Below are 23,508 nucleotides of genomic sequence, written 5' to 3'. Positions count from 1 at the left end.
CTTCTGAGCTATTCAGGAATCAGCATGATTATTGTAAATTCGTTAAACTTTATTGTTTCTTTATACTTCTCCAATGTTTTTTCATTAACTCTTTAAATAATTGAGTTAAAAAGTAAGAGGTAGCAAAAATTTTACTAGAATTTGTAGTTTCTTTTGCCGGAACAAGCTAGTAGCAAAAAACGTCTAGTAGTCAGTAAAAGTTACTTGATTAATTCTATGAGTTTGACTAAAATTCATAGCTTAATTGCAAATAAATTACTAAGGTAGTTCTGTTTAAAGAGTGGCAGATTATTTGCCATTGGTTAACAGCTAACTTGGTAACATAGTGGGATAGAGGGTGTTTCTGCGGGGTGTACTTTTCAAGATACTTGCAGAAATTAACGGATTTTTAGGGATTGCAATACGAGGTAATTTTAGAGCAGTTGAAGCTATTTGGCTTAATGACTTCTGCTTTTAAATGCCACTTTATCTATTGTTGTAAATCTCTTTTGCACAAGACTGCATTGAATAAGTTGAAGCTAGATAAATGGCTAGGTAAATAAACGTTATTTTGCCTAATTCTAGGCTGAATATTATGAATTTTTCTTTGGTTATCCCTTGTAGCTAAGCAAGAAAAATTTTTTGTTTTTTTAACTGGATTATCAAATCCTGGTTAATTAGCAACAATTGCGAAAAAAATCCGGAGGCTCTTTTACCGCCTTGAAAAATAAAACTATCGACAGTTTTGCTGCTCAATTACGCCTATCGGCAACTGCGGTGCTCATGAGAGACATAAATCGAAAAGCTAGTGATACTGATAAGCCAATAACAAATGCCATACGGCATTCTATTTGGCTAAGTTACCTATTATCCTTGGGAACCATTTCAGCCGGAGGGCTATCAATCTTTTCCGTTGCTGCAATCCTGGACACCAAACCCGCTCAAGCTGACATTAAAGAGCCATCTAGCAACGTCACAGACAATGCTGACAAATTCGATAGGCTGAACCTTAATGTTTCCGATGCCTCAGTGGCATTGACTCCAAAGGCTGACGCGGCTGGAGAATTTAATTTTGCTCCCCACGTACCCGCTCAACCGCAACCCAGCGCTAGGGCAGTTGTTAACACTACACCGATAGCGCTAGCGCGCCCGCCAAGGGCGATCGCAAACTCCTTATCCTTTGTATCGGCTGAAACGGTAGACAACGGTAACTTTCACTTCTCAGTTCCGGCACCAGATAAGCTAAACCCTGTTCAACCCGCTGATGTCCCTTCGCCGCCTGTTGTTTTACCAACGCAGAACTCAGTTGAGGGCGATTTTCAAGCGCAAGTGGCTGTAACAGAAGCCTCCTCTACAGTTGAGGTAGCGAGTACCGCCTCTCCCATGACTGGTGATTCAACGCAGAACTCAGTTGAGGGTAATTCCTCAGAACAAGTGGCTGCAACAGAGGAATCTCCGGCAGTTGAGTTAGCCGATGCACCCTTGCAAACGAGTAGCGAACCAACGCTGAACTCGGTTGAAGGCGATTCTCAACAACAAGTAGCTACAGAAGAAGAATCTCCTACGGTTAAGTTAGCGACTACACCTTCACCGACAGCTAGTGACTCCACCGTATATAGAGGGACAGGTGGCGCGTCTCTACTTGGGGGGAACTTGCAAGCGCAAACGGCTGTAGACGACGAACAAGAGTCACCCACACTCCGAGAGAGTCCCACCTCGGAAACTGACCCCTTGGCTCCCACACTGCGACTACAAGGGCTTTTTGTGAATCAAGATGGCTCATCTGCACGGGCGCGGGTGACGGGAATTTATCCGTTTTCGACGAATGCGCTAGTTGGTGGCACTGTTGATTTAACCGCTGGAGATGACTTTTCCGATTCGCAAGTTGGGTCATTAAGTATCAATGAGCTGTATTTCACTGGCTCACTTCCTAGTCTTCCCAATCTCCGCTTAACCGTAGGTCAAGTGGATTTGACATCTTATTTTGACCGCAATAGCTTCGCCAAAGATGTTGGAACCCATTTCTTTAACCCGGTGTTTCAGACGAATCCTGCCCTCGCGGCGGCGGGAATTGGGTCTCGTCCGGCAGCGCTGTTGAACTGGAATATCACGGATAATCTTGAGGCGAAAGTTGCTGCTTTTTCTTCGTCCCGGAACCTGAGCGGTTTTGCTATTGATGCGTTTGCGGGTGAACTCGGTTTCCGGGTTGGCAATGCAATTATCCGGGGTACATTCGCCTCAGATCGCGATGCGGGACGAGATGGTTTCCAGGAAATTTTTGGAATTGACCGAGGCAATGGTGTATTTGGCCCTGAGTCTGGCGATCGCGAAAATGCCTATGGACTGAATGCGGAATATTTTATCCCGCAAATCAACATGGGGCTATTTGCGCGTTACGGTCACTACGAAAATACGGAACTGGACGAGGGCGCTGATACCTACAGCGTGGGACTGAACTTCTTAGACCTATTTATGCCCGATGACCGACTCGGCTTTGGTTACGGACGCAATTTATCCAACGATGAACTGCGCCGTGACAATGACGACAAAGTACCCGATGTCTGGGAGTTGTTCTATGATGCTCGGATTTCCCCGAATTTCCGGGCAGGTGCGACGCTGCAAGCACGAGACGAGTTCTCTGATTTCGTCGCGGGGTTCCGGGTAAGAGCTGATTTTGATCTTCTTGGGAGGCTATTTCGATGAATAGATGCAAGCCTTTGGCAGACGAGGGACTTCTTGCTAGAAGCAAGAGGAAAAATTCCATCCTCGTTTCTCGCTTTGTTCTTCAAGCCGCACGGCTAACACCTCCCGCCTCAACTCGACTGGGTAGCAGAAATTTCCGGCGAGTGGTAAGTTTAGCTTGCCTCTTTCTCGGCTTAGCTGGGGGACTTACTGTTGTACCGATTGATTTAGTCGTCCCGGCGGCGCAGGCACAAAGCGTTCCAGCCGCAGTCCGTCAGGCACAATCACTGCTCCAACGAGGACTGGTGAATGATGCGATTAGAGCTTTTCAACAAGCCCTGCGTAGTTCTCCCAACTCCTTAGAGGCAAAGTTGGGTCTCGCCCAAGCCTATCAAAAAGCGGGTCAAGACGCTGAAGCTTGGACAGCTTATCAGCGAGTGCTAGAACAAGACCCCAATAATACACCTGCCCTCCAGGCGGTAGGTGTGTTGGGTGGCTATCGCCCAGAATGGCAAGCGAGGGGGATTGAAGCACTCACGACGTTGTTAAACCAGAATCCAAACGACAACCAGTCCCGCGCCCAACGTGCTTTATTGTTGGGTTACCAAGGGCGTTATGCCGAGTCGTTAGCGGATTATCAAATCGTCCTCCAAGGGAATCCTTCACCCGATACTATCCTTGGTGCTGCCCAAATTTATACCTACAGTGGCGATTATGAGCAAGGATTGGCTCTGTTTAATCGTTACCAAGGGACAGGAAAAGCGATTCCCAACAACGCGCTGACGGCTTATGCCCAAGCACTTCGAGAAACGGGTAATGTCTCTCAGGCAATCCAAATCCTAGAGAATCAGCTTCGGCAGTCCAAGAAACTTGATGCCGCAGAAATTGAGATTCGCTCCTCACTTGCCCAAGCGTATCAAGCGAATCAACAACTCTCCCAAGCCTTGGCTGTCCTAGAGCCTTTAAGAGGTAGACCGGAAGCCGCTTTACCCTTAGCGCGGGCGCTGACAACGATTGGTCGGCGTGAGAGCAACACACAACTGTATCAGGAAGGCGCGGCGCTGTACCGTCAGGTTCTCGCTTCAACGTCCCAACCTCCACAGTCTTTAGTCAGAGAAGTAGCGGATGTCTTAAGTGAGTTGCCTTCGGAACGTGCGGCAGCGCTTTCGTTGTATCAACAGCTAACTGCTGTGCAGCCGAATGACCAGAGCTTGTTGGTGAAGCAACTGGTGTTGGAAAATCAACTGGGGCGTATATCCCAAGCTGAATTCCAGCAACGTTTCCTTGCTGCTGTGCAACCGCTACCGAGTGATTCGGCTCAATTGCGATCGCTTGCTCTTGCTATACTACCCCTCGACCCACCTGACCCCGCACTGCTACCCGTTTACCAGAGTTTGCTCGACGCTGGCGTCGATGTGCCGTTCTTGAATTTCCGCGTTGCTCAAATCCTCTTAGAACGTAATGAGCTTGAAGCGGCAAAGCAAGCTTTGGCGGCTTACAGTGCTACGTCCATTGGCGCTTCTGATTTAACAACCGAGCTATTGCTGGCGGAGATTGACCGTCGCCAGGGGAATTTAGAGGCAAGTGCTTCTAGGTATGAGTCCTTAATTAATGGCAACCCCAGCGATACGCTGCTTAATAGCGCCCTACGAGGGTTAGCGGGAATTCGACTGGCGCAGGGTCGTGCAGATGATGCGATCGCACTTTACGATGAACTAATTCGTCGTAATCCTGATGATTTAGTCGCTACCTTGGGACGTGCCACGATTGCTTACCAAGCTCAACGCATTTCTCAGGCAGAAGCAGAAGCAGTTCTCGACCGTTGGCTAGCTACCCAACCTGCAACGAATACACCCCAAGAGTTGTACAATCTCGTGGGAACTCTGCCTCCCTCGGCTGAGCGAGAGGCGCTGTATGAGGCTCTCTTAGCTATTGACCCAGAGAACATTCCAGTACAACTGCGACGGCTTCAGGTACTCGCTACCCGTGACCCCGAACTGGCGAAAGCCCAGGTGCAAGAGTTGATTAACCGCAACCCTGACAACATCGGCGCGTACTTCGTCCAGGGAGAATTAGCGCAAGCGCTGGAGGATTTTGAACTTGCTACCCTTGCTTATGAAGCTATCTTGGCACGGCAGCCGGATAACACCGATGCGCTCACGGCGCTTGCTGGCGTGCGTTTTCAACAAAAGCAATTTGCGGCTGCCAATGAGCTTTATCAGCGGGTACTCGAACTGAAGCCCAATGATTTAGTGGTACGCCGTGCTTTGGCGGAACTGGAGGTTGCTCAAGACCAGCCTTTCATCGCGCTTGAACGGTTCAGACAACTGCAACAGGAGCAATCAACTAACCCAGAGTTGGTTAACCGCATTGAGAGATTGGAAGTGGATATCCTGAAACGGCGAGGTTTCCAGCCTTACTGGGAACGGTACTAAAGCCAGGTGAAAGGGGAAAAGTCGGGTTTATTTTCCCTTGCCCTTTTCCCCTTCCCCTATCTCCTAATCTCCTTTGTTAAGAGACATTAAGCGGCATTCATAAAGGAAATATAAAAGCGAAATTAACCACTGATGTGACGTTCTCTCGGTTTTAGGGGGAACAGAAAACGACCTTAACCCGCTTCTCAAGGGAGGTTGGGCGAACGGATTTTTTTAGAAACGACCGAAATCGTGCCTTCTTCGTTCCGATTTTGTGGCTTTATGAGGATGTACAATTTTTTTCATTAATAAAGCGCTTTTGTGACTTGCATTACTGATCTAGACAGATAGCGATCTGCGCTTCGCAGCAGCGCTTCGCTATCGCATCCCAACGGTTGCGAAGTCACTTAGCAAAACCCAGTAATCCCCGATAGTAAAAGTATTGATTTTCAAGACAGCATGATGCTAGCCCAAGCCTCTCTTTCACCATCTCCCATCGAGCCGACTCTTGAGCAAATTCTCACGTCTCGAAAAATTACCCCTAAAGAGCAGCGTTGGTTAATATCACTGTGCTTCAAGGGTTCTCTGAGTTATCAACAAGAACATTTAATTAATCAGGTTTACGAAGCCCTACGCAATGGGTGGCTTGCTGTTGTTAAGTAAAATTTCGTTTGTCGTCTGAGACGCAAAAGCCACCGAGAGCTGTTCTCAGTGGCTTTTGCTTTAACTCGGATTATTGAGTGTCGGAATAACAATTTTTATAGCTTAGAAGAGAAAAACTAGATATAGCAATCAGCTTTGGGTCAAATCGGCTCTAGCTCAGGAACGCAAGCTCTTGCTAATGTCCTAACATTTGTGGCGACAGCTATAGAAGTAAATATTTACTTTAGAAAACCTAGAGGCTGTCAATCTCTAATTGGTTAAGCAGGTCATTAAGTTCGCGCTTGCTCATCTGATCTAAATGTTCGTGGGTAAAGGTGTAGGTAGTCCCACGAATTTGACATTGAATGGCAATAGTTTTATTTCCCTCGCGCACGATAGATCCAAAACTTGCTTCTTGAACTTTGAAAGTTAGAAACTTATCAGGCTTGTACTGGAGAGAGATTATTGTGTTTGAAAGGCTTTGTAATTTTTGGTAAAAATTTTCTGCCGCGACCGAATGAAAGTCAGTTTTGGTTGGGAGCGGGAGAGCGATGGATAACAGCATAATTTTTTATTTAGTAGTCTACGCTACAACATTTTCTTTATTTAGTTTGTCCTATTCTGGTTCGATATGTGTAGGCTAAGTGGCGTAGGTTTTCTCCGTAAATCTACTTAAATATTTGGGGAGAATTCTATTGGCATAAGGTCTTTCCTTGCGCCAGTATCCTGAATACGAGTGACTTAGGTAGTCATTCTCTTTCCTCTATGACTTGTTTGGGTATGGATTGAGTCACATAGCGATCACGTTGTTCACCTCTCGGCTCGGAAAACCTGTTCGCTTGTCAAGTTCAACTGGGCAAACGTAGGTGATTTAATGCGATCGCCTTCTCTGAAACGTTGAACCTCATACTCAGCCTCTACCAACTGATAGACACTCAATGTCGGACGCTTCGGGTAGCCAATATGGAGCCGTCCGCCCAGTCCTAAATAGTCCACAATCCAATATTCATGAATGCCTAATGCTTCGTAGTCTCGCAACTTAGTTAGGTAATCATCCTGCCAGTTGGTTGAAACAACTTCTACCACCAACCGAATCGATCGCCCCATCGTAATGATGGATTCTCCTTCCCATCGTGGCTCTGAAGAGACGGCATCTCTATCCAGTACGATGACATCGGGTTCGTACCCAGACTCGCCATCATCTGACCTGACGATACATTCTCTGGGAATAAAGTAGGGTAATTGAGCCTCGCGGCATACGATACCAAGTTCGATATTAAGGAATCCAGCAACCTCTGAGTGTTTGCCTTTAGGCTTGGGCATTTCGACAATTACCCCTTCGTGCAGTTCGTAGCGGTATTCCGAATTTTCTGGATACGAGGTAATGAATTCATCAAAGGTTACTTGTTTGGGTATGGCTTGAGTCATAGCGATCGCATCTCATTAGTTCTCTTGGTCGTCGGCAAGTGCCAAGATGAGTAGGGTGGGCAATGCCCAGCCTATAGCCAACTAATTCTTCTTCTAAATCATTATTAAAATAACTAGTAAGAATTTTCCTGATGTCCTATAGTCAATTCTCCCTCTCAGAAGTCCAAGAGCTATTTAACTTGAGTATCACAGAAGGAGTGGGGATATTTGCTGGTTTACCATCGACTCCAATCAGTGATTACTTACAGGAAACACTAAATTACAACATCTCTTTAGCTCTAGCCATAAACTCGGAAAAAGCTAGGTCAGAACTGATAATTGCTCCAGTTTTGGTCGAACTTAAGAAGCTTACGGGTTATGGATTGTTTTCTGGAGTGGAATTTAATGTTGACCCAAGTCAGGGCTTGGCGGGTTATGTGGATTTTCTAGTTAGCCGAGATCCAGAGCAGCTATTTGTCAAAGCGCCAGTCGTCACAATAGTTGAAGCCAAGAAGGAAGATATCAATAATGGGCTAGGGCAGTGTGTCGCAACGTTGGTAGCGGCACAAATCTTTAATGAGCGCAAAGGATTGATCATTCCTGAGTTATTGGGAACTGTAACCACTGGCAGTGCCTGGAAATTCCTTAAGCTCTCTGGCAAGTCTTTGTCTATTGATTTGGACGAGTACACGATTAAGGATGCACCGAAGATTTTGGGGATTTTGTCGGCGGTTCTAGCCTAGTGAAACCTTTAATTGAAGATGCGATCGCCTTTCATCACGTAGCTCATTGGAAAGCGGCTTGAGGTCAATCTCTAGCCGGACAACCAAATTTTAGCCGTTTCAAAAATGGCGGGCGTATAAACAACTTCTAGCAAAGCTTTGATGGCTTTTGATGACAAAAAGCGTCGAGCGTTAACTGGAGATTTGTCTACAGATAAGGCTAAGTTAAGCTTCAACTTCCTGTCGTTCTTGAGAAAGCTGAATTCCCGGTAAGGGTTCCAGTGGTGTACTTACGGGAGAGTATCGGCAGTAGCAGATAACAATGGCGTCAAAATCAGCAGGCTGTTGTGTGGCGTACTTCTCAACTCTGACCACTTCCCAATCGCCAACTCTACTGTGAGTGCTGGCACCAGGAAAGCTAGAGTCAACAAACTGTTCAATCCTGTGGTACTCCCTCAGTCTGTAACCCGGTTCCGGTAAGGAAGAGTTGGAGGAGTCGAAGTGTTCGGCAAGAATGTCAGTGATTGCGCCAGTGTGGGCTAGTATCCTGTTTTCGGCTCCCTGCTCCTCACTCCAGTCTGCACGAAAGATGATGTATTTTCTGCCCATTGGTCAATCCTCCATGTATTTGGGGAATTCAGTTTCGCCTTCAAACACGCAATTGTATTTTAGTGTTTTGTCTCTCGTTGGCTCTATTCGCAACAATGTCCAGCCGTTTTTTTGCTCCATCTCGTAGCACTTTCTACGTTCGGTTACGGCGTGCCGAGAGGTAGGTTTTTCGCTGTTGTCTCTAGTCTCAGTCATTCCTCACTTCCTTCCTCCTACCTTTCATCTGCTTTTCATTCGTTCTCTTGTTCATCGGGCAGCGCCGAAGGGTGAGCAATAGCCCACCCTTCGGCTAACTCAACCATCAATGTCAGTGGAGTACTAACTCAGGTGAATACTGAGCAATGAACTCACGAATAGCATCGTCACTCATGCCCTTGAAGTAAGGCGGGTTCTCAATGCCCTCCTTTCTGACCATCTGCATTGCGATCGCAATCAAGCGAGTACGGTTTGCTACATCCGGTGTAGTTTGTGGGTCAGGCTTAGGTGTCAACAGCATTGCCAGCTTCAGACCGTTTTCCAGTCCGTTCGGCTGACTAGCCAGTTTGTCTAACAGGGTCGCGATGTTTGGAGATTGAGAGCTGTCCGAGCTAAGATGTTGGAACATAAAATTTATCCATTTCTAAGTTGACGTGTTGGCGGCTTGAAGCTTAGTGGGTCAAACCGCCAGGAAAACCGACTTAGACCGAAAAATAGCGCTGTTTGGAATGCCAGTCCAAGCGGCGTTTTTTCATATCTGCTGTCTGGTTCTTTCAAAGGTAGCACCCCTGCAAGCCAATTGAGAAGCCACGCACGACCTGCCGACGAAATTTTATACAGAAGGTTATCCTAAATCACTAAAGATTAAAACTAAAGGTTATACATAATATAAATAGGCACGTCCTGCCTACCCCCATGCAGGAGATGCTAATCCCACCCCTGCACCCGATGCAAATGGAAGCTGGAAAAACTGGAAAAAAACATCCCAAAAAAGCGATATTTGTTCACTCAGCCCTAGACCAAGTGGGGTTGGATGTCTACGAGTTCCGTCTGCTAGGTCACATTGCCCGTCGCGGCTCATGTTTCGCTAGCCTCGCGACCACAGCCGATCTATGCAAGATGAGCGTCCGCAAAGCTCAGTCCACTCTTAAATCTCTCGAAAAAAGAGGTTTTATTGAGAAGAAGCAGCGCATAGGTCGCACAGACGTTTACAAGCTAGCTCCTGACCTCTTGTACAAACTTCAACCGAACCTAGATATTCCGGTGTCAGACGAAAACAATGAGCTGCGTCTCGACCCTGGGGACGAACCTCTACCAACCCGAAAAGACCTTGAGGATATGCCCTTCTAACGGACGCTGCATACCCGAATCACGACTACTTACCTAACCTTGTATTCGTTTTGTAGTTACAGTTTGACAAAGCTCCAGAGAAAGGGACGTAATTAGCATTCGACTGAGAATCGGACAAGCTTTCAGGTAATGTCCCGATCGCACTTTTCCCCAAATCGGGTTATTATCTTCCGTAACTAAATAAAAAAACGCGCCCCGGCTAGGTGCTACGAACACCCGCCCAGGACGACTTCCCCTCCCATGTTTACCCCATGAAAGGAGCCATTTTATAGTGTCAGAAAATCGCCAAAACCGCCAGTGCGTAAGCATTCCAGCCGATTGGAGCTTACCCAAATTTCACCTAGCTACCCAAGTCCAGACAACCACCGTCATCTGCAACACCACACGCATCCAGACAGGTGAAATAGTCGGACTTGAATACACCAAACCCGACAGTTACCAAGTGCGATGGCAAGGCATCAAAGCAGGCTGGAGTTACATCATCAAACTTGACCCAGACGACCCTTGGTATCGAGAAGAGCAAACCCTCTACGTCGAAGAATCAAACATCCGCGACCTGACAACAGCCGCCTAATACACCCCTACACTTACCCCTGCCTCCCGTAGGGGCATAGTCATTTGAGGGCAAATCCTTTCCAAGACCCCTCCCCCAGCCCCTCCCCGATGCGGAGAGGGGAGCAAGATTCCCCTAAGCACCAAGAATTTCTTGCTCCCCCTTCCCTGCGAGGGAAGGGGGCTGGGGGGTTAGGTCTCTTCAACCCATCAAGGAGAAACCATGACCATCTGGACGAAAAAACACACAACATTCAGCGTACAGAACCGACTCACCCCCACCGCCAGAGAACTTTGGCAATGGCTACTCGACGAAATCCCCGAAGGAAGCAGCGAAATCATCGACCTTCGCGACTTCAACAAATGGGTCAAAAAAACACGCGGATTTCCCCATGACCCCAAAACCGTAAAAAGTGCCGCCAAACAACTAAGAGATGCAGGCGTACTCATCCACCCCAAAAGCTACACCGCCTACGTCTGGCGCTGGACACTCAAATCCATCAACTTACTGCTCTTCCCCATTTCTCGCCCTACGAAAAAAAAATCGGCTTTAGCACCGCAAATTCCTGATTTAGACCCCTCAAACCCAGAATCACCCGTTGACGAGGCTATAACAACAACAACAGTTTTAGAAGATAGCGAAACCGACGACTTTACCCAAAAATTAGACGCTTGCAAAAAAGCCGGAATTTACTACGAACCCAAAGACGCCAAATTTCTGCGTAGTTTTTCCTTACAAGAAGTACTCAAAGCCATTCTCTACTTCCTATTCAACCGCGACGGAGTCCGTAAACCCGAAGGCTGGTTCAAAGTCTGTCTAGAAGACAACTGGGCAGCAAAAGAAGAAGAACGGCACCAACACCGCCTCCAGTGGTCTACTCAAGGCTTATTTGACGCGATTCGCCACTGCAATAACATGATTGGCGCAATATAACTACCATGGAGCAAGAGGAGTCAGAGGACTTTCAACGAGTAAGCTCTCTCCGGATTAAGTCATCTCGCCGTTGTATCAAGTAAGAGGCATCCATGACATCGTCAATGCCTTGTGCCAGACTTTTGACAGAACTATTGGGATTTCTTTAACACTGCCAATTCCCTCAACTGGGATGGGCATCAGGGGCTGCATCCGTAACCCGACTTCATAACTCCTCCTGATGAAACCCTTTATTCATAAGGCATTTGCCCATCTACCCGTTTTTAATCGAGGGTCACGCCGACGTGATGGTCGCCCTTTACCCCGCCGACCTCGCTTCCTACGATACTCTCTAGTCTTACTGTTATTACTCGGCTGCGCTGTCCCGTTCGGATTGACAGCTACTCGCGTATTTGCCCAGAGTGACACGTCCGCCTCCCCTGCAACAGAGACACTCCGCGAAAGCAATACAGAAGAGCGCAAAGAACGCGGTCGCAATGATTCGGGTCTGCCCAACCCCGCTAACAAAGCACCTGAAGTGGCTGCCCTGCCCACAGGCGACCCCTACGTTCTAGAATTCAACCGCGCTCCCGTGGTTGGCACCCGCTTTAGCCTAAAAGGAATCTATGACGAAGCCCGTCTAGGGTTTACCCGTCCCCGCGACTGGAAGCTAAAAACCGTCAAAACCCAAATCCGCTATCGGCATTCGCCAGCGCTTTACGCCACACGCTCAAACCTCACCGTACTAATTAACGGTGCGAGTGTTGGCACTATTCCCCTCAACCGCAAAGAAGGGGAAATCGGTACTGCCGTCTACGACGTGCCACTCGCGCAACTTCAGAACTATAACGAACTCACCTTAGGGGCACTCCAAAACAACTCCCCCACCTGTACCCAAGACCCCTACGACCCGTCGCTGTGGACAGAGATACTCCCCGATTCCAAAATCACCTTTGACTACACGCCTCAACCCATCGCGCTCGACTTCAGTCGTTTTCCCTATCCCATCTTTGACGAACTCAGCCTATACCCCAATCAAGTCGCTCACCTGCTACCCACCAAAGTTGATGAAGCTTGGCTAACCTCAACGACTCGCTTCCAAGCCACCTTAGGACGCTTAGCCGACTTTCGTCGCCTCGATACCCGCATCATCAAATCCATTGATGATGTAGCGTTGAGTGAGCGGTTGGTGATTGTCGGAACCCCAGAACAGCAACCCGCCCTGAAATCGCTGGAACTCCCGCTCACCCAGAAAGACAACAAATTCCTGGATAGCAAGCAGAAGGTTTTAGCGCCAGATGTTGGGGTGTTGATGTTGACAACCACCTCAGACAATAAAGCCCCTGTGCTGGTCGCAACAGGCAATAGTCCTGCGGCTGTCGCCAAAGCTGTACAGTTTCTGGTGCAGCCCAAAGACGAGCAGATTGCTACAGGTCAACTCATCCTTGTGGATAAGCTCTCCCCTGTGCCGTCCCCCAATCCTCGCGACTGGTCTGGGTATTTACCCCGTACTGACTCGTTTGAACTCGCTAACCTCAATGCCCCTAGTGGCAAACTATTTGAGGATGTAACAGTTCGAGGGGCGGATTCACCACCCATTGAAATCGACTTCAAAGCCTTACCAGACGATCGCTTTGTGTCGGGGAACACCATGAATCTGGTTTACAGCTATGGTCCCCAAATCAACCCCAAAACCTCCCTAGTAGAAGTAAAGCTGGATGGCGTGGCACTGGTTGGTAAGCGCCTCTCTTCGATTAATGGCGGTACGCGAGAGTCCCTAAAAATAGCCCTCCCGGAAAACTTAATCAAACCCACCTCAAAAATTCAGGTCGATTTTCGCCTCGATGCGCGGGAGCGTCGTTCCTGTAGCCGGGTGACCGACCAACAACTCTGGGGTACTTTGCACTCGGATACAAGTTTTGACCTCAAGCGAACCAATACCGTTGATTTGCCAAACCTGAAGCTGTTACAGACAGGTTTTCCCTTTGCCGCGCCCCAGGATTTATCGACGACAGCGATTGTTGTGCCAAAATCGCCCTCGGTGAGTGAGTTGAGGGCTTTACTGGAGTTTGGGGAAAGACTCGGACGGCTCACTAAGGCTCAGTCTGTTCAGTTCGGCGTTTACACCGCCGATGCGTTGCCAGTCAAACTGAAAGAAACCCAGCATCTTGTGGGGATTGGCACGCAAAAGAAATTTCCCTTTCCAGAAGTGTTCACTTCCGGGGGTTTTAACCTGAAGGATGGCTCTACACGTCAGCGCAACCAAAGTGCGGTTCAAACCTCACCCGATAATGACGGTGTAATCAAGCAAATGATTTCGCCTTGGAATAAAGAGCGTGTGCTGCTAGCGCTGACGGGTCAGACGGATAAAGGCTTAGACCAAGTGCAAGATTTGTTCCAGCAAGACCCCTTATTCTTCCAACTCAAGGAAGACACCGTTCTCATTAGTGCCAACACCGCCAATCCGGAAGCCTATGACCCCAATGCCTATACGTTAGAGTTTTTGCAGCGTGAACCGAAGCGTCAAATCGATAAAACCCCTGCGCCACGCCGAATTCTCCGCGTCGTTTCCGGGACTTGGTTCCTCTTGGGACCTGCAATTGTGGCAGCAACGCTCATCCTCTACGGTGTTGTCCAGCTATATCTCAAGCGGGTGGCTGGTCAGGTGAAGTAGCGATCGCTAATTGGGCGACTGGGAACGGGTTTTTCAGGGTAATTCAGTAAGACCCGTTTCGCGAAATCCCCTCGCCTATTTGCGATCGCTACTCTCTATTTCTTACTCTCCATTCCTTAATCCCTTTGTCAAATGACGAGTACATCCTCAAAAGTCAGAGAGAAACAAAGTCGTAGGCGCTTTGAGATTTCAGCCGCGCATCGTGAACAGTTAACGACTTGGCTTGTCGATCGCATTCCGGATACGTTTGACAAGGTTCTTCAGTGGCTCTCGCATACTCAGCTACTGCTGCTGATTGTGTCGCTGTTGATGCTATTAACACCTCTAATCACGGCGCGTCCAGCGATTTGGCAGCAAGGGGTAGTCGCTGCCATGTTGATTGCGGTGGGGCGTTTCGCCTTACAAATGGAGGAGCAAAAGCCCAGTAAAAAAATCAGTGAGTATCTTCACTTGTTTTTGATTTTATTGAGTCTGGTTTCTACAGCCCGTTATCTGTATTACCGCCTCAATTACACACTGAACTTCGATGACTGGCTCAATGGGACGTTCTGTTTCTTGTTGTTGGCGGCAGAACTTTATGCGATTTGCACCTTAGTTCTTGCCTACTTTCAAACAATAAAAATTAAAGACCGTAAACCAGTTGATCTTTCCCTCTATCCCCAAGACCAGTGGTTTAACGTCGATATCTATATTCCGACCTATAACGAAGATGTTGAAATTGTCCGCAAGACGACGTTAGCGGCTTTAGCCATTGACTATCCCGCCGAGAAAAAACGAGTATATGTCCTTGATGATGGTCGAGCGGAAAAGTATAAAGCGCGTCGGGAAGAGTTACGCCAAATGTGCGAAGAACTTGGCGCGACAATGCTGACACGGGACAATAACGACCACGCGAAAGCCGGAAATATCAACACGGCTTTTACGCGCACCAATGGTGATTTGGTGCTGATTCTTGACTGTGACCACATGCCGACCAAAAATTTTCTGATGGATACGGTTGGCTTCTTTTTTAACCAAAAAGTGGCGTTTGTGCAGACGCCTCACTGGTTCTATAACCCAGACCCGTTTGAACGAAATCTCCTCACGGGTGGCAAAATTCCTGTGGGTAATGAACTGTTTTATAAGGTGCTGCAAAAAGGCAATGATTTCTGGAATGCGGCATTTTTTTGTGGTTCAGCGGCGGTGATTCGCAAAGAGTATGCGCTTCAAGTTGGGGGAATTGCCACAGAAACGGTGACAGAAGACTGTCACACGGCGTTCCGACTGCATTCTCTGGGTTATGAGTCGGTCTACTACGACAAGATTATGGTGGCGGGATTAGCACCGGAGAAGTTTTCAGCCTATGTGGGTCAACAAGTCCGTTGGGCACGAGGGATGGCGCAGATTCTGCGACTTGAAAACCCGTTGATTAACCCGAAGTTGAATCTGACGATTCCGCAGCGACTCTGTTACTTCAGTGCGACATCGCACTTTTTCTATGGTTATCCCCGGTTGATGTATGCGATCGCACCGCCTCTATTTCTCTTGTTTGGCATCAACTCGGTGAGAGGGTTGGGTTTAGAAACGTTGTTCTATGCTTTGCCTCACATTATTCTGTCGATGCAGACGAATCACATACCCTACAAGAATGTTCGTTTCTCGTTCTGGAATGAGATTTTTGAGTTTGCGATGTCGTTCCAGGCGGGGATTGTGACGCTGATGGCGCTGGTTAACCCGAAACTCGGCAGCTTTAATGTGACGGATAAAGGGCTTTCTGTTACGAAGCGCAGTTTTGACTTTGATTCGGTGCGGTATCTTGTCATTGTTAGTGCGATCGCAGCGGCTTCTTTATTTGCTGTCCCGTTTTGGCTAGTTATTAGCCCAGAGGATACCCAAGCGGTTTTAATCAATGCGTTCTGGTGTATCTTCAACTTGTTCCTGCTGTTGGCGGCGTGTCTGGTGGCATTCGAGCAACCCCAACTCCGTCGCGCACACCGTCTGCCTCGGAAGTTGACGGTACGGATTCATAGTGGTGGTCAAACGTGGACGGGTCAAACGATTGATGTGAGTGAAAGCGGTACGCAAATTCTTTTGGATGAATGGCCCAATATCCCCGATGAAGTGAAAGTGGAACTGGTGGGAGACTACGGTGCGCGGGCGCTGATGAATGGGAAGGTGATTCGCGCTATAGCCACGAGTAAACTGCAAGCTAGGCTATTTGTTGATTTTGTCGAACCCAGCCGCACTCAGTTAGATGACTTGACCTTGGTACTCTTCTCTGACGTGAAAGAGTGGTATTCCCAAAATAGAACTGAGGTGGATAACCCCATTGAGTCACTTAAGTTTATTGTGACCAGTATTAAACGGGTCTTCCGCGAATTCCGTCCGGCTACGGGTGAGAAGGTACGCAAACAAGTGAATGCCTTTGCTCAACTTTATTGGGAAGGCTGGGAAGGTCACTCCTATACGGCGAGAGTCACAGAACTCGGAACGCAGGATATAAGTGTTGAATTAGAGGGTAACAATATTTTCAACCTGGAGACGATGCTACAAACTCAGCCGCTGATTGGTTTACTACTCTCACAGGAGGCAGATGACCCACAGCCTGCTAGTTTGTTAGCTAAGGTTGAATCGATTGAAGAGTTGGCTCCTGTTCAATCAGAAAAGCGATCGTCCACGCTTGCTACGACAGCCTCCATGCGATTTCGCATGGAGTTAAGTTTCCCGGAGTCATTAAAACGGCAGCAGCACTCCAAAATTCAACGGCTTTTAAAGACGCTTGAGTAATCTCATTTGTGCTGCGGTACTATTTCACCTTGTTGTTGAAGAAAGCTAGTTGAAAAGGGGAAGGGGAAAAGGTTAAAGGGAATGTCCTTTCTTCCTTCCCCTTTACCCTTTAACGAGAACCAACCGCTCCCTCGCAAGGTTTTCCTAAATTGGTATAACTCTCTGTTCAAAATTATTTAAAGAGAAACTCTCCTGTACTTCTGGAAAACTCGGTCTGGAAAATCGATTCCCTCTTTACAAGTTATCTCGGATTGGTAATACTTGTATTACAATATTCAAGGAAGTTCTCCGTTGAATTTAATTTATATTTAATCAGATAATAATAATACTGCTTTCTGAGCAATCAAGGAAAAAAGATAGAGGAAATCAATTTGCTTTTAGTTCAGGGAAGACTTATCATAATTTAACAAATAAGTTATCATGATAGGTGCTAAGCCACTTCTTTTTATATCTGACTTATATCAACAATAAATTAATTATTATTGCGTGAAATTTTAAGGGAGAACATTACACTCTCTTCATCTATTTTTCTCGCCCTTTATGGGCGCTTTACCTGTTTTCCCTGAAAAGCCTGTTAAACTGTTGAATAACAAGTTAAATGACTTGTTCATCTACCCAAGAACTAAAAAATTTTGTTACCAGAGGATGCATTACTGCTCTTGCGTTTCGCCATAAGCTCTCAAAGAGAGCGAGACAAAAGAGCTATCCAGGGGTGACTCTTCAGATACCAGCCTTTTATGACTGCCAGCTTATTTGAAAAGCGCCTTTTGTCCTAAAAGACGTTTCTAGGTCGCTCTCTCACTTGCACAAGACAAAAGCTGCCCAGAGCGTAAGACGCTTCGGCTTACTTCCTCCGGCAAAATCCATTTAAGACGAATAAATTCCGGGATGCGGCTACTCCCTCAAAAGAGTTTTCCTCTTCCATAAAACTCCGCTCTTGAGGGGATTACTAATGGAACAAGATTCAACTATTTGAATCGTTGGTCATTGCTGCAACTCATTCGTTTTTTGGTTCTGCTCTTCAAGACAGAGAAGTCAAGAGTCTTGACACTGCAGACGATACCTGAATTGTGTGAGTGTAACTTGTACAACAAGATTTAACCCTTCTAGTTTCAACGATTGGATGAGACCAAGGTAGATACAAATGAACACCGTTTCTATGGCTAGCTACAGATCTTCCCAAAGGCTAAACCCGCTCTCCTTGTTAGCACAACTATCTAGTCGTCAGGCAAATGGGTGTTTACAAGTATCTAGTGGCTCTGTTTCTTGGTCAATCTATTTAGAACAGGGAAAACTAGTTTATGCTTCAGATTCCGTTGACCCATTCGAGCGGCTTGACCGTCACCTGCGTCGCCTCAGTCGTCAAATCCCGACTCTTGTCAGTGCGGTTCGGGTTCAAGTTCGCCTGATTTTTGAATCCGATTTAGAGAGTCAGTCAAGTCAAACTCCTGATTACCAAGCTATTAGCTGGCTTGTCAATCAACAGTATCTCAACCCGGTTCAAGCCGCCTCTTTAGTCGAAGACTTGGCGGAAGAGGTAATTGTATCACTTCTGTCGGTAAAAGAAGGAAGTTACCAATTAATTAACCAGGACAAAATTGAAGAACTACCTAAGTTTTGTCGTCTTGACCTGCGAACAATTGTTGAACGCTGTCATGAGCAGTTGCGCCGCCAACAATCGAATGCCCCCACGAGTGGAACACCCGCCCCTCGTACTGATGCTTCCGGTCAAGCTGGCACTCAGTCCAAACTTGAATTAATTCAAAAATCGGCTCAAAAAACGAGTACTCCTCCAAGTAATAACGCTAAGGGGACGGCGATCAATCAAGGCAAACCCCTTTCAAAAAGCACGTACACGATTGCTTGCATTGATGATAGCCCAACGGTTTTAAATGCGATTAACTCGTTCTTAGATGACAAAAGTTTCTCTGTGGTCATGATTAATGACCCAGTGAGGGCATTAATGCAAGTTGTCCGGATTAAGCCTGACTTAATTTTGCTTGATGTTGAGATGCCAAACTTGGATGGCTATGAGCTATGTTCTCTTTTACGAAAGCATTCACTTTTCAAGAATACCCCGATCATTATGGTGACGGGAAACACAGGGTTTCTCGACCGAGCCAAAGCCAAACTCGTCAGAGCCTCAGGCTACTTAACGAAGCCGTTTAACCAATCTGAATTACTAAAGATGGTGTTTAAACACTTATCGTAGGAGGTTGAATCAATTGTGCTTTCCTTGCGCTTGGTCAAAAGAACACTCAGAAAATTCGGAGCAAGAGCTTTCTAAAAGATGCCTTATTCAAGACAGAAGCTAGCAATATCTGTTAATTAATCGTGAGGCCAGTTAGTCATGAGTAAAACGTTAATGCGGACAATTTTAATCGTAGAAGATACTCTCTCGGAAATGGAATTAATGAGTCATTACCTGAGAGAAAGTGGTTATACCGTTATCAGTGCCGTTGGTGCACAAGAAGCACTTGATAAGGTTTTGACGCAAAAGCCAGATGTCATCATTACCGATGTCGTTATGCCAGGAATGAGTGGTTTTGAGTTGTGTCGCCGTCTCAAGACTCATCCCGCGACTGAAAATGTCCCCATTGTTATCTGTTCTTCTAAAAACCAGGAGATTGACCGCCTCTGGGGGATGAAACAAGGGGCAGATGCCTACCTCACAAAACCCTTTACCCGCGAACAAATTCTACGTGCGATTCAAGCCGTCGCCGTTTGAACTAATGGATACCTCTGCTCTCGCCCTCCGCACCAATCCAATTCCTAATAAAAAAAATCTAGGAGACTCCTATCTCAAGTTTCAGTTTGGTCAACAAACACCTGCTGTTTTATCAATGAGTCGGGCAACTGAAGTTGTCGTCCTACCCGTAGATCGTCTAACCCCAATGCCGAACATGGCTCCCTTTGTCATGGGATTGATCAATCGGCGATCGCGTGTGCTGTGGTTAGTTGACTTGGCAAGGATGCTGAACTTACCAGGAGTCGAAACCAATGTTCAGCATTACAACGTAGTGATTATTAGTAACGAGTCTATGTCTTTAGGCGTCATTGTACAGTCCGTTGAAGGTATTGTACGCCTCATGCCTGATTCAATCCACTCTCCACTCGGTCATGTGTCATCCGCGCTAGTGCCCTATTTACGCGGATGTATTTTACAAGAGACAGAAATTTTATTAGTTCTCGATGCCGAGGCGATTCTGCGTTACGCGCAGCAATAGCGGCGCACGCTGCTCCACGCGATCGCACTTTTACTCAACGCTTTCGGATAACAGGAGTCATCACCACCGTTTCAGATCAAATGTCAATTTATTATCCCGTAATGGTGCTTATTTTATGGTTAAGCAATTCGATAGAGCCAGCAGTGGCAATAACAAAATTCCAGATAATATCTATCAAAATGGCGTAGTCCGAAACAGCTACACGCACACAGCCTCGACGAAATCCGTGAGCAATGAAGCGACCGAGAGGCCAGTCATTGTTCTTCCCGATTCTCAGACTCCACCGCCGAAGCCAAACCCCTCCCTTCGCACTCAGTTGTTGACGACAATTCTCCCAGCCGTCCTAATCCCCTTGGGACTTGCCGGATTGGTGAGCTATAACATCGCTGCCCAACGTGCCCAACATAACGCCGAGGCGTTATTGCAAAGTAAAGCGCAGCTAGCAAGGGATGTTTCTCGTAACGTGCTAGAAGAGTCGGCGACAATCCCAACGACTGTAGCAACGAATCCTTTAGTCATTGACGCAGCGCGCGCTAGTGGCAAAGCCGCCCAAGCCAGTGGACTCCCACAACGACCGATTGACCAAACCGAACAGGCTTTTTCGACCAACAAGCTCAACAAGCTCAATCAGGCTCTCAATGATTATTTGAAAAGAACAGCAGAAACGGGAAAATTTGCCGAAATATTTTTTACCGACAAACATGGGTTCAACGTCGCTTACAGCACCCCCACATCTGACTTTGTTCAGAACGATGAAGCCTGGTGGCAACGGGGCAAAAAGGGAGATAAGCAGGTCGTTGAGCCTCAACTTGATCAATCCTCAAACACCGTTGGTGTGGATATATCCCAGCCAATCACAGACCCCGCCTCAGGCGAATTCCTCGGTGTGGTTAAAGCCGTACTGCCTGCTACCCGCTTTGATTTTGTGTTGGATGCCTTGGAAGAGACACAAAGGGGCGAATCCGAACAACTACAAATCCTAGCCTTTGGAGATGATAGCAAGGCGATTGTTATCAAGACCCTCACGTCTCAGGGAACCTCTACCACCCAAGCCGTGCTGGGTGGTGAAGTTGTCGCCAAGAAAGCAGCCGATTTAATTAAAAACTCCATCACCACCCAGACTTCGGATGGGGGCACATCCTCTACCTCATTTGTCCACGAGAGGGCCCGTTACGCCCTCGCGACGGTTCCGAATACAAACTGGGTGGTGGTGAGTTCAATTGACACGGCTGAAATTGGTGCAACTGGGAGGGAGGCGGCGCTCATCTCAGGACTGATTTTCCTCGGACTTGCAGGTGTGACGACAGCAATTCTTTGGCTTTTAGCCCGTCGGTTATCAGAGCCTTTAAATCAGTTGGCTGGTGCGGCCGAGCAGGTTGCTGCCGGAAATTTGGATGTAAGCGCCCAACCAAATGGTTCTGCCGAAACCCAGACACTGGCTCAAAGCTTTAATAACCTTGTCGTCCGGGTCAAAGACCTCCTACAGCAACAAGCCGCCCAAAGCGAGAAAATCCAGACCTATGCTGACACGGTCAACGCCGCCACCAGAGGCGACAGCCAATTTCTCTTCGACCAAGCCGTTCAAGATGCCCAAAAGCACCTGAACGTGGATCGAGTAGTAATTTATGGCTTTGAACCCGACTTGAGCGGCAGCATCGTTGCCGAAGCGGTTGACCCCGGTTGGCCACGGGCACTGGCAGACCGTATCAGCGACCCTTGTATTCCAGGAAAACTCCTCGAAGAGTACAAACAAGGGCGAATTGTTCCTACCAGCGATGTCCGGGCAACCAATTATTCCCCAGCGCACTTGCAGTTGTTGAACCGACTACAAGTCAAAGCCAACTTAGTTGTGCCCATCATCGCTGCCGACAACCTCTTGGGCTTAATGGTGGCGCATCAGTGTTCTCGCACTCACGAGTGGCAGGAGTCAGAAATTAATTACCTAACTCAGTTAGCGACTCAAGTCGGAGTGTCTTTAACGGGTGTGAGTTTCGCCGCGCAGAAAGAAGCCGAAGCCAAACGCGCCCAACAACTCAATGAAATTATCTCTCGCGTTCGGGAATCCCTCAACGTCGAAGAAATTTACCATACCGCGATTACAGGCATCCGGGAAACCCTGAAAACTGACCGTGCGGTTGTCTATCTCTTTGACGAGGACTGGCAAGGAACTATCGTCGCTGAATCAGTAGCGAACGGCTGGCCGAAAGCGTTGGGAGCAAACATTGCTGATCCCTGTTTTGCCGAACAATATGTTGAAAAGTACAAGCGCGGTCGGGTCAAAGCAACGGAGAACATTTACGACGCTGGCTTAACCAAGTGTTACCTCGGTCAACTAGAACCCTTCAAAGTCAAGGCGAATTTGGTTGCCCCAATTCTTGCCGAGGGGAGGTTACTAGGTCTATTGGTGACTCACCAGTGTTCCAGCACGCGACCCTGGCAGGAAGCGGACATTAACTTCTTCAAGCAGGTAGCGATTCAACTTGGCTTTGCGCTCGACCAAGCGGCGGCGCTTGAGCAGCGAGAACAAGCCCGGATTGTCGCTGAACTGATTTCAGAAGAGCAACGTCATGAAAAAGAAGCCCTCCAACTCCAGCTTTTGGAACTGCTGAGTGACGTGGAAGGAGCTGCCCGTGGTGACCTGACGGTGCGGGCGGATGTAACGGTCGGGGAAATTGGCACGGTGGCAGACTTCTTCAACGCCGTTATTGAAAGTCTGCGTGGAATTGTTACCCAAGTGAAAACAGCGGCGACTCAGGTTAACACTTCACTAGGAGAAAACGAAGGAGCAATTCGCCAACTTTCCTCCGAAGCGCTCAAGCAAGCCGAGGATACGACCCGTACCCTGGACTCGGTTGAGCAAATGACCCGTTCGATTCAAGAGGTAGCTGAGAACGCTCGGCAAGCGGCGGTCGTGGCTCGCACAGCCTCCTCTACCGCTGAAGTAGGTGGGCAGGCAATGGACCGCTCCGTGCAAAATATTCTCAAGTTGAGGGAAACGGTAGCTGAGACCGCGAAAAAGGTCAAGCGTCTGGGTGAATCGTCCCAGCAGATTTCCAAGGTGGTATCCTTGATTAACCAAATCGCGCTGCAAACAAACTTGTTGGCGATTAACGCCGGGATTGAGGCGGCGCGTGCTGGTGAAGAAGGTCAAGGTTTTGCGGTGGTTGCAGAAGAAGTTGGCGAACTAGCAGCGCGTTCGGCGGCAGCGACCAAAGAAATTGAAAAGATTGTGGAAAACATCCAACAAGAAACATCAGAAGTGGTCGAGGCGATGGAACTCGGTACAACACAGGTGGTGGAAGGAACCCATCTGGTGGAGGATGCCAAGCAGAGTCTGAGTCAGATTTTGGATGTGTCTCGCCAAATCGACGTTTTGGTGCAGTCAATTTCGAGTGCGACGGTGTCTCAGGTCGAAACCTCTCAAGCCGTAACGGAGTTGATGAAGGAGATTGCGCTCGTCTCTGAACGCACGAGCCATTCTACCCGACAAATTTCTGGCTCTCTGCAAGAGACGGTCGGGATTGCGGCTCAATTACAAGCCTCTGTGGGTACGTTCAAAGTTGGTGATTAGTTAGTGGTCAGTTGTCTGTTCTCT

18 protein-coding genes are annotated in these 23,508 nt (G+C 47.8%); 13 read left to right on the top strand and 5 right to left on the bottom strand.

Features of this window, described 5'->3' with window-relative positions:
- Positions 1 to 762: 762 nt before the first annotated feature.
- The 3 genes from AC5JL3_RS11315 (at position 763) to AC5JL3_RS11305 (ending at position 5,738) form a co-directional block, all read left to right on the top strand.
- Positions 763 to 2,682 carry a carbohydrate porin gene (locus AC5JL3_RS11315; protein ID WP_496074586.1) on the top strand — a complete coding sequence of 640 codons (1,920 nt, stop codon included), beginning with the start codon at positions 763 to 765 and terminating at the stop codon, positions 2,680 to 2,682.
- Entirely contained in the window at positions 2,679 to 5,096 is a 2,418-nt protein-coding gene (locus AC5JL3_RS11310) for a tetratricopeptide repeat protein (RefSeq protein WP_496074585.1), read from the top strand. Before AC5JL3_RS11315 ends, AC5JL3_RS11310 begins: the two co-directional genes overlap by 4 nt.
- A 438-nt stretch (positions 5,097 to 5,534) precedes the next feature.
- Positions 5,535 to 5,738, top strand: coding sequence for a hypothetical protein (locus tag AC5JL3_RS11305; protein WP_242058255.1), 204 nt, complete (start codon positions 5,535 to 5,537; stop codon positions 5,736 to 5,738).
- Between the two features lie 232 nt (positions 5,739 to 5,970).
- On the opposite strand, the gene AC5JL3_RS11300 is transcribed toward AC5JL3_RS11305, so the two are convergent.
- Both AC5JL3_RS11300 and AC5JL3_RS11295 read right to left on the bottom strand, forming a co-directional pair.
- On the bottom strand, positions 5,971 to 6,282 hold the full coding sequence (locus tag AC5JL3_RS11300; RefSeq protein ID WP_496074584.1) for a hypothetical protein: 312 nt from the start codon (positions 6,280 to 6,282) through the stop codon (positions 5,971 to 5,973).
- 245 nt (positions 6,283 to 6,527) lie between these two features.
- Positions 6,528 to 7,145: a Uma2 family endonuclease gene (locus AC5JL3_RS11295; protein ID WP_496074583.1), complete on the bottom strand. Its 618-nt coding sequence runs from the start codon at positions 7,143 to 7,145 to the stop codon at positions 6,528 to 6,530.
- A 131-nt stretch (positions 7,146 to 7,276) separates the two neighbouring features.
- Between AC5JL3_RS11295 and AC5JL3_RS11290 the strand changes: the two genes are divergently transcribed.
- Positions 7,277 to 7,867 carry a hypothetical protein gene (locus tag AC5JL3_RS11290; protein ID WP_496074582.1) on the top strand — a complete coding sequence of 197 codons (591 nt, stop codon included), beginning with the start codon at positions 7,277 to 7,279 and terminating at the stop codon, positions 7,865 to 7,867.
- A 204-nt stretch (positions 7,868 to 8,071) separates the two neighbouring features.
- Here AC5JL3_RS11290 and AC5JL3_RS11285 read toward each other — a convergent pair whose 3' ends face one another.
- From AC5JL3_RS11285 to AC5JL3_RS11275, 3 genes are all read right to left on the bottom strand, one after another.
- Positions 8,072 to 8,455 carry a hypothetical protein gene (locus AC5JL3_RS11285; RefSeq protein WP_496074581.1) on the bottom strand — a complete coding sequence of 128 codons (384 nt, stop codon included), beginning with the start codon at positions 8,453 to 8,455 and terminating at the stop codon, positions 8,072 to 8,074.
- A 3-nt stretch (positions 8,456 to 8,458) separates the two neighbouring features.
- Complete coding sequence (locus AC5JL3_RS11280; protein ID WP_496074580.1) at positions 8,459 to 8,650, bottom strand: hypothetical protein; 192 nt, start codon at positions 8,648 to 8,650, stop codon at positions 8,459 to 8,461.
- Positions 8,651 to 8,762: 112 nt separating this feature from the next.
- The gene (locus AC5JL3_RS11275; protein ID WP_496074579.1) at positions 8,763 to 9,059 is read right to left on the bottom strand and encodes a hypothetical protein; all 297 of its coding nucleotides are present in this window, start codon (positions 9,057 to 9,059) and stop codon (positions 8,763 to 8,765) included.
- Positions 9,060 to 9,346: 287 nt separating this feature from the next.
- Here AC5JL3_RS11275 and AC5JL3_RS11270 point away from each other — a divergent pair, with 287 nt between their 5' ends.
- The 9 genes from AC5JL3_RS11270 (at position 9,347) to AC5JL3_RS11230 (ending at position 23,484) form a co-directional block, all read left to right on the top strand.
- Complete coding sequence (locus AC5JL3_RS11270; RefSeq protein WP_496074578.1) at positions 9,347 to 9,781, top strand: helix-turn-helix domain-containing protein; 435 nt, start codon at positions 9,347 to 9,349, stop codon at positions 9,779 to 9,781.
- A gap of 271 nt (positions 9,782 to 10,052) precedes the next feature.
- Entirely contained in the window at positions 10,053 to 10,355 is a 303-nt protein-coding gene (locus AC5JL3_RS11265) for a hypothetical protein (RefSeq protein WP_496074577.1), read from the top strand.
- Between the two features lie 201 nt (positions 10,356 to 10,556).
- Positions 10,557 to 11,267, top strand: a complete 711-nt coding sequence (locus tag AC5JL3_RS11260) for a hypothetical protein (protein ID WP_496074576.1) — start codon at positions 10,557 to 10,559, stop codon at positions 11,265 to 11,267.
- A 220-nt stretch (positions 11,268 to 11,487) separates the two neighbouring features.
- Positions 11,488 to 13,920 (top strand): cellulose biosynthesis cyclic di-GMP-binding regulatory protein BcsB, encoded by a 2,433-nt coding sequence (locus AC5JL3_RS11255; protein WP_496074575.1) that lies wholly within the window; start codon positions 11,488 to 11,490, stop codon positions 13,918 to 13,920.
- Positions 13,921 to 14,052: 132 nt separating this feature from the next.
- Entirely contained in the window at positions 14,053 to 16,686 is a 2,634-nt protein-coding gene (bcsA, locus tag AC5JL3_RS11250) for a UDP-forming cellulose synthase catalytic subunit (protein WP_496074574.1), read from the top strand.
- A gap of 1,144 nt (positions 16,687 to 17,830) precedes the next feature.
- The gene (locus AC5JL3_RS11245) at positions 17,831 to 18,898 is read left to right on the top strand and encodes a response regulator (protein ID WP_496074573.1); all 1,068 of its coding nucleotides are present in this window, start codon (positions 17,831 to 17,833) and stop codon (positions 18,896 to 18,898) included.
- 138 nt (positions 18,899 to 19,036) lie between these two features.
- Complete coding sequence (locus AC5JL3_RS11240; RefSeq protein ID WP_192216745.1) at positions 19,037 to 19,414, top strand: response regulator transcription factor; 378 nt, start codon at positions 19,037 to 19,039, stop codon at positions 19,412 to 19,414.
- A gap of 4 nt (positions 19,415 to 19,418) precedes the next feature.
- Positions 19,419 to 19,913, top strand: coding sequence for a chemotaxis protein CheW (locus AC5JL3_RS11235; protein ID WP_192216746.1), 495 nt, complete (start codon positions 19,419 to 19,421; stop codon positions 19,911 to 19,913).
- A 115-nt stretch (positions 19,914 to 20,028) separates the two neighbouring features.
- On the top strand, positions 20,029 to 23,484 hold the full coding sequence (locus tag AC5JL3_RS11230; RefSeq protein ID WP_496074572.1) for a methyl-accepting chemotaxis protein: 3,456 nt from the start codon (positions 20,029 to 20,031) through the stop codon (positions 23,482 to 23,484).
- Positions 23,485 to 23,508: the final 24 nt, after the last annotated feature.

The organism is Symplocastrum torsivum (assembly GCF_059505465.1).
Note: the sequence above shows the minus strand (reverse complement) of the source record. Positions and strands in the feature narration are given on the sequence as shown.

What these genes read in the sequence shown, in the direction of transcription:
- AC5JL3_RS11310 (WP_496074585.1), top strand. Translation starts at nt 2,679, where the DNA reads ATGAATAGATGCAAGCCTTTGGCAGACGAGGGACTTCTTGCTAGAAGC.
- AC5JL3_RS11245 (WP_496074573.1), top strand. Translation starts at nt 17,831, where the DNA reads ATGAACACCGTTTCTATGGCTAGCTACAGATCTTCCCAAAGGCTAAAC.
- AC5JL3_RS11270 (WP_496074578.1), top strand. Translation starts at nt 9,347, where the DNA reads ATGCAGGAGATGCTAATCCCACCCCTGCACCCGATGCAAATGGAAGCT.
- bcsA (WP_496074574.1), top strand. Translation starts at nt 14,053, where the DNA reads ATGACGAGTACATCCTCAAAAGTCAGAGAGAAACAAAGTCGTAGGCGC.
- AC5JL3_RS11290 (WP_496074582.1), top strand. Translation starts at nt 7,277, where the DNA reads ATGTCCTATAGTCAATTCTCCCTCTCAGAAGTCCAAGAGCTATTTAAC.
- AC5JL3_RS11295 (WP_496074583.1), bottom strand. Translation starts at nt 7,145, where the DNA reads ATGACTCAAGCCATACCCAAACAAGTAACCTTTGATGAATTCATTACC.
- AC5JL3_RS11230 (WP_496074572.1), top strand. Translation starts at nt 20,029, where the DNA reads ATGGTTAAGCAATTCGATAGAGCCAGCAGTGGCAATAACAAAATTCCA.
- AC5JL3_RS11285 (WP_496074581.1), bottom strand. Translation starts at nt 8,455, where the DNA reads ATGGGCAGAAAATACATCATCTTTCGTGCAGACTGGAGTGAGGAGCAG.
- AC5JL3_RS11260 (WP_496074576.1), top strand. Translation starts at nt 10,557, where the DNA reads ATGACCATCTGGACGAAAAAACACACAACATTCAGCGTACAGAACCGA.
- AC5JL3_RS11275 (WP_496074579.1), bottom strand. Translation starts at nt 9,059, where the DNA reads ATGTTCCAACATCTTAGCTCGGACAGCTCTCAATCTCCAAACATCGCG.
- AC5JL3_RS11235 (WP_192216746.1), top strand. Translation starts at nt 19,419, where the DNA reads ATGGATACCTCTGCTCTCGCCCTCCGCACCAATCCAATTCCTAATAAA.
- AC5JL3_RS11255 (WP_496074575.1), top strand. Translation starts at nt 11,488, where the DNA reads ATGAAACCCTTTATTCATAAGGCATTTGCCCATCTACCCGTTTTTAAT.
- AC5JL3_RS11300 (WP_496074584.1), bottom strand. Translation starts at nt 6,282, where the DNA reads ATGCTGTTATCCATCGCTCTCCCGCTCCCAACCAAAACTGACTTTCAT.
- AC5JL3_RS11240 (WP_192216745.1), top strand. Translation starts at nt 19,037, where the DNA reads ATGAGTAAAACGTTAATGCGGACAATTTTAATCGTAGAAGATACTCTC.
- AC5JL3_RS11280 (WP_496074580.1), bottom strand. Translation starts at nt 8,650, where the DNA reads ATGACTGAGACTAGAGACAACAGCGAAAAACCTACCTCTCGGCACGCC.
- AC5JL3_RS11305 (WP_242058255.1), top strand. Translation starts at nt 5,535, where the DNA reads ATGATGCTAGCCCAAGCCTCTCTTTCACCATCTCCCATCGAGCCGACT.
- AC5JL3_RS11315 (WP_496074586.1), top strand. Translation starts at nt 763, where the DNA reads ATGAGAGACATAAATCGAAAAGCTAGTGATACTGATAAGCCAATAACA.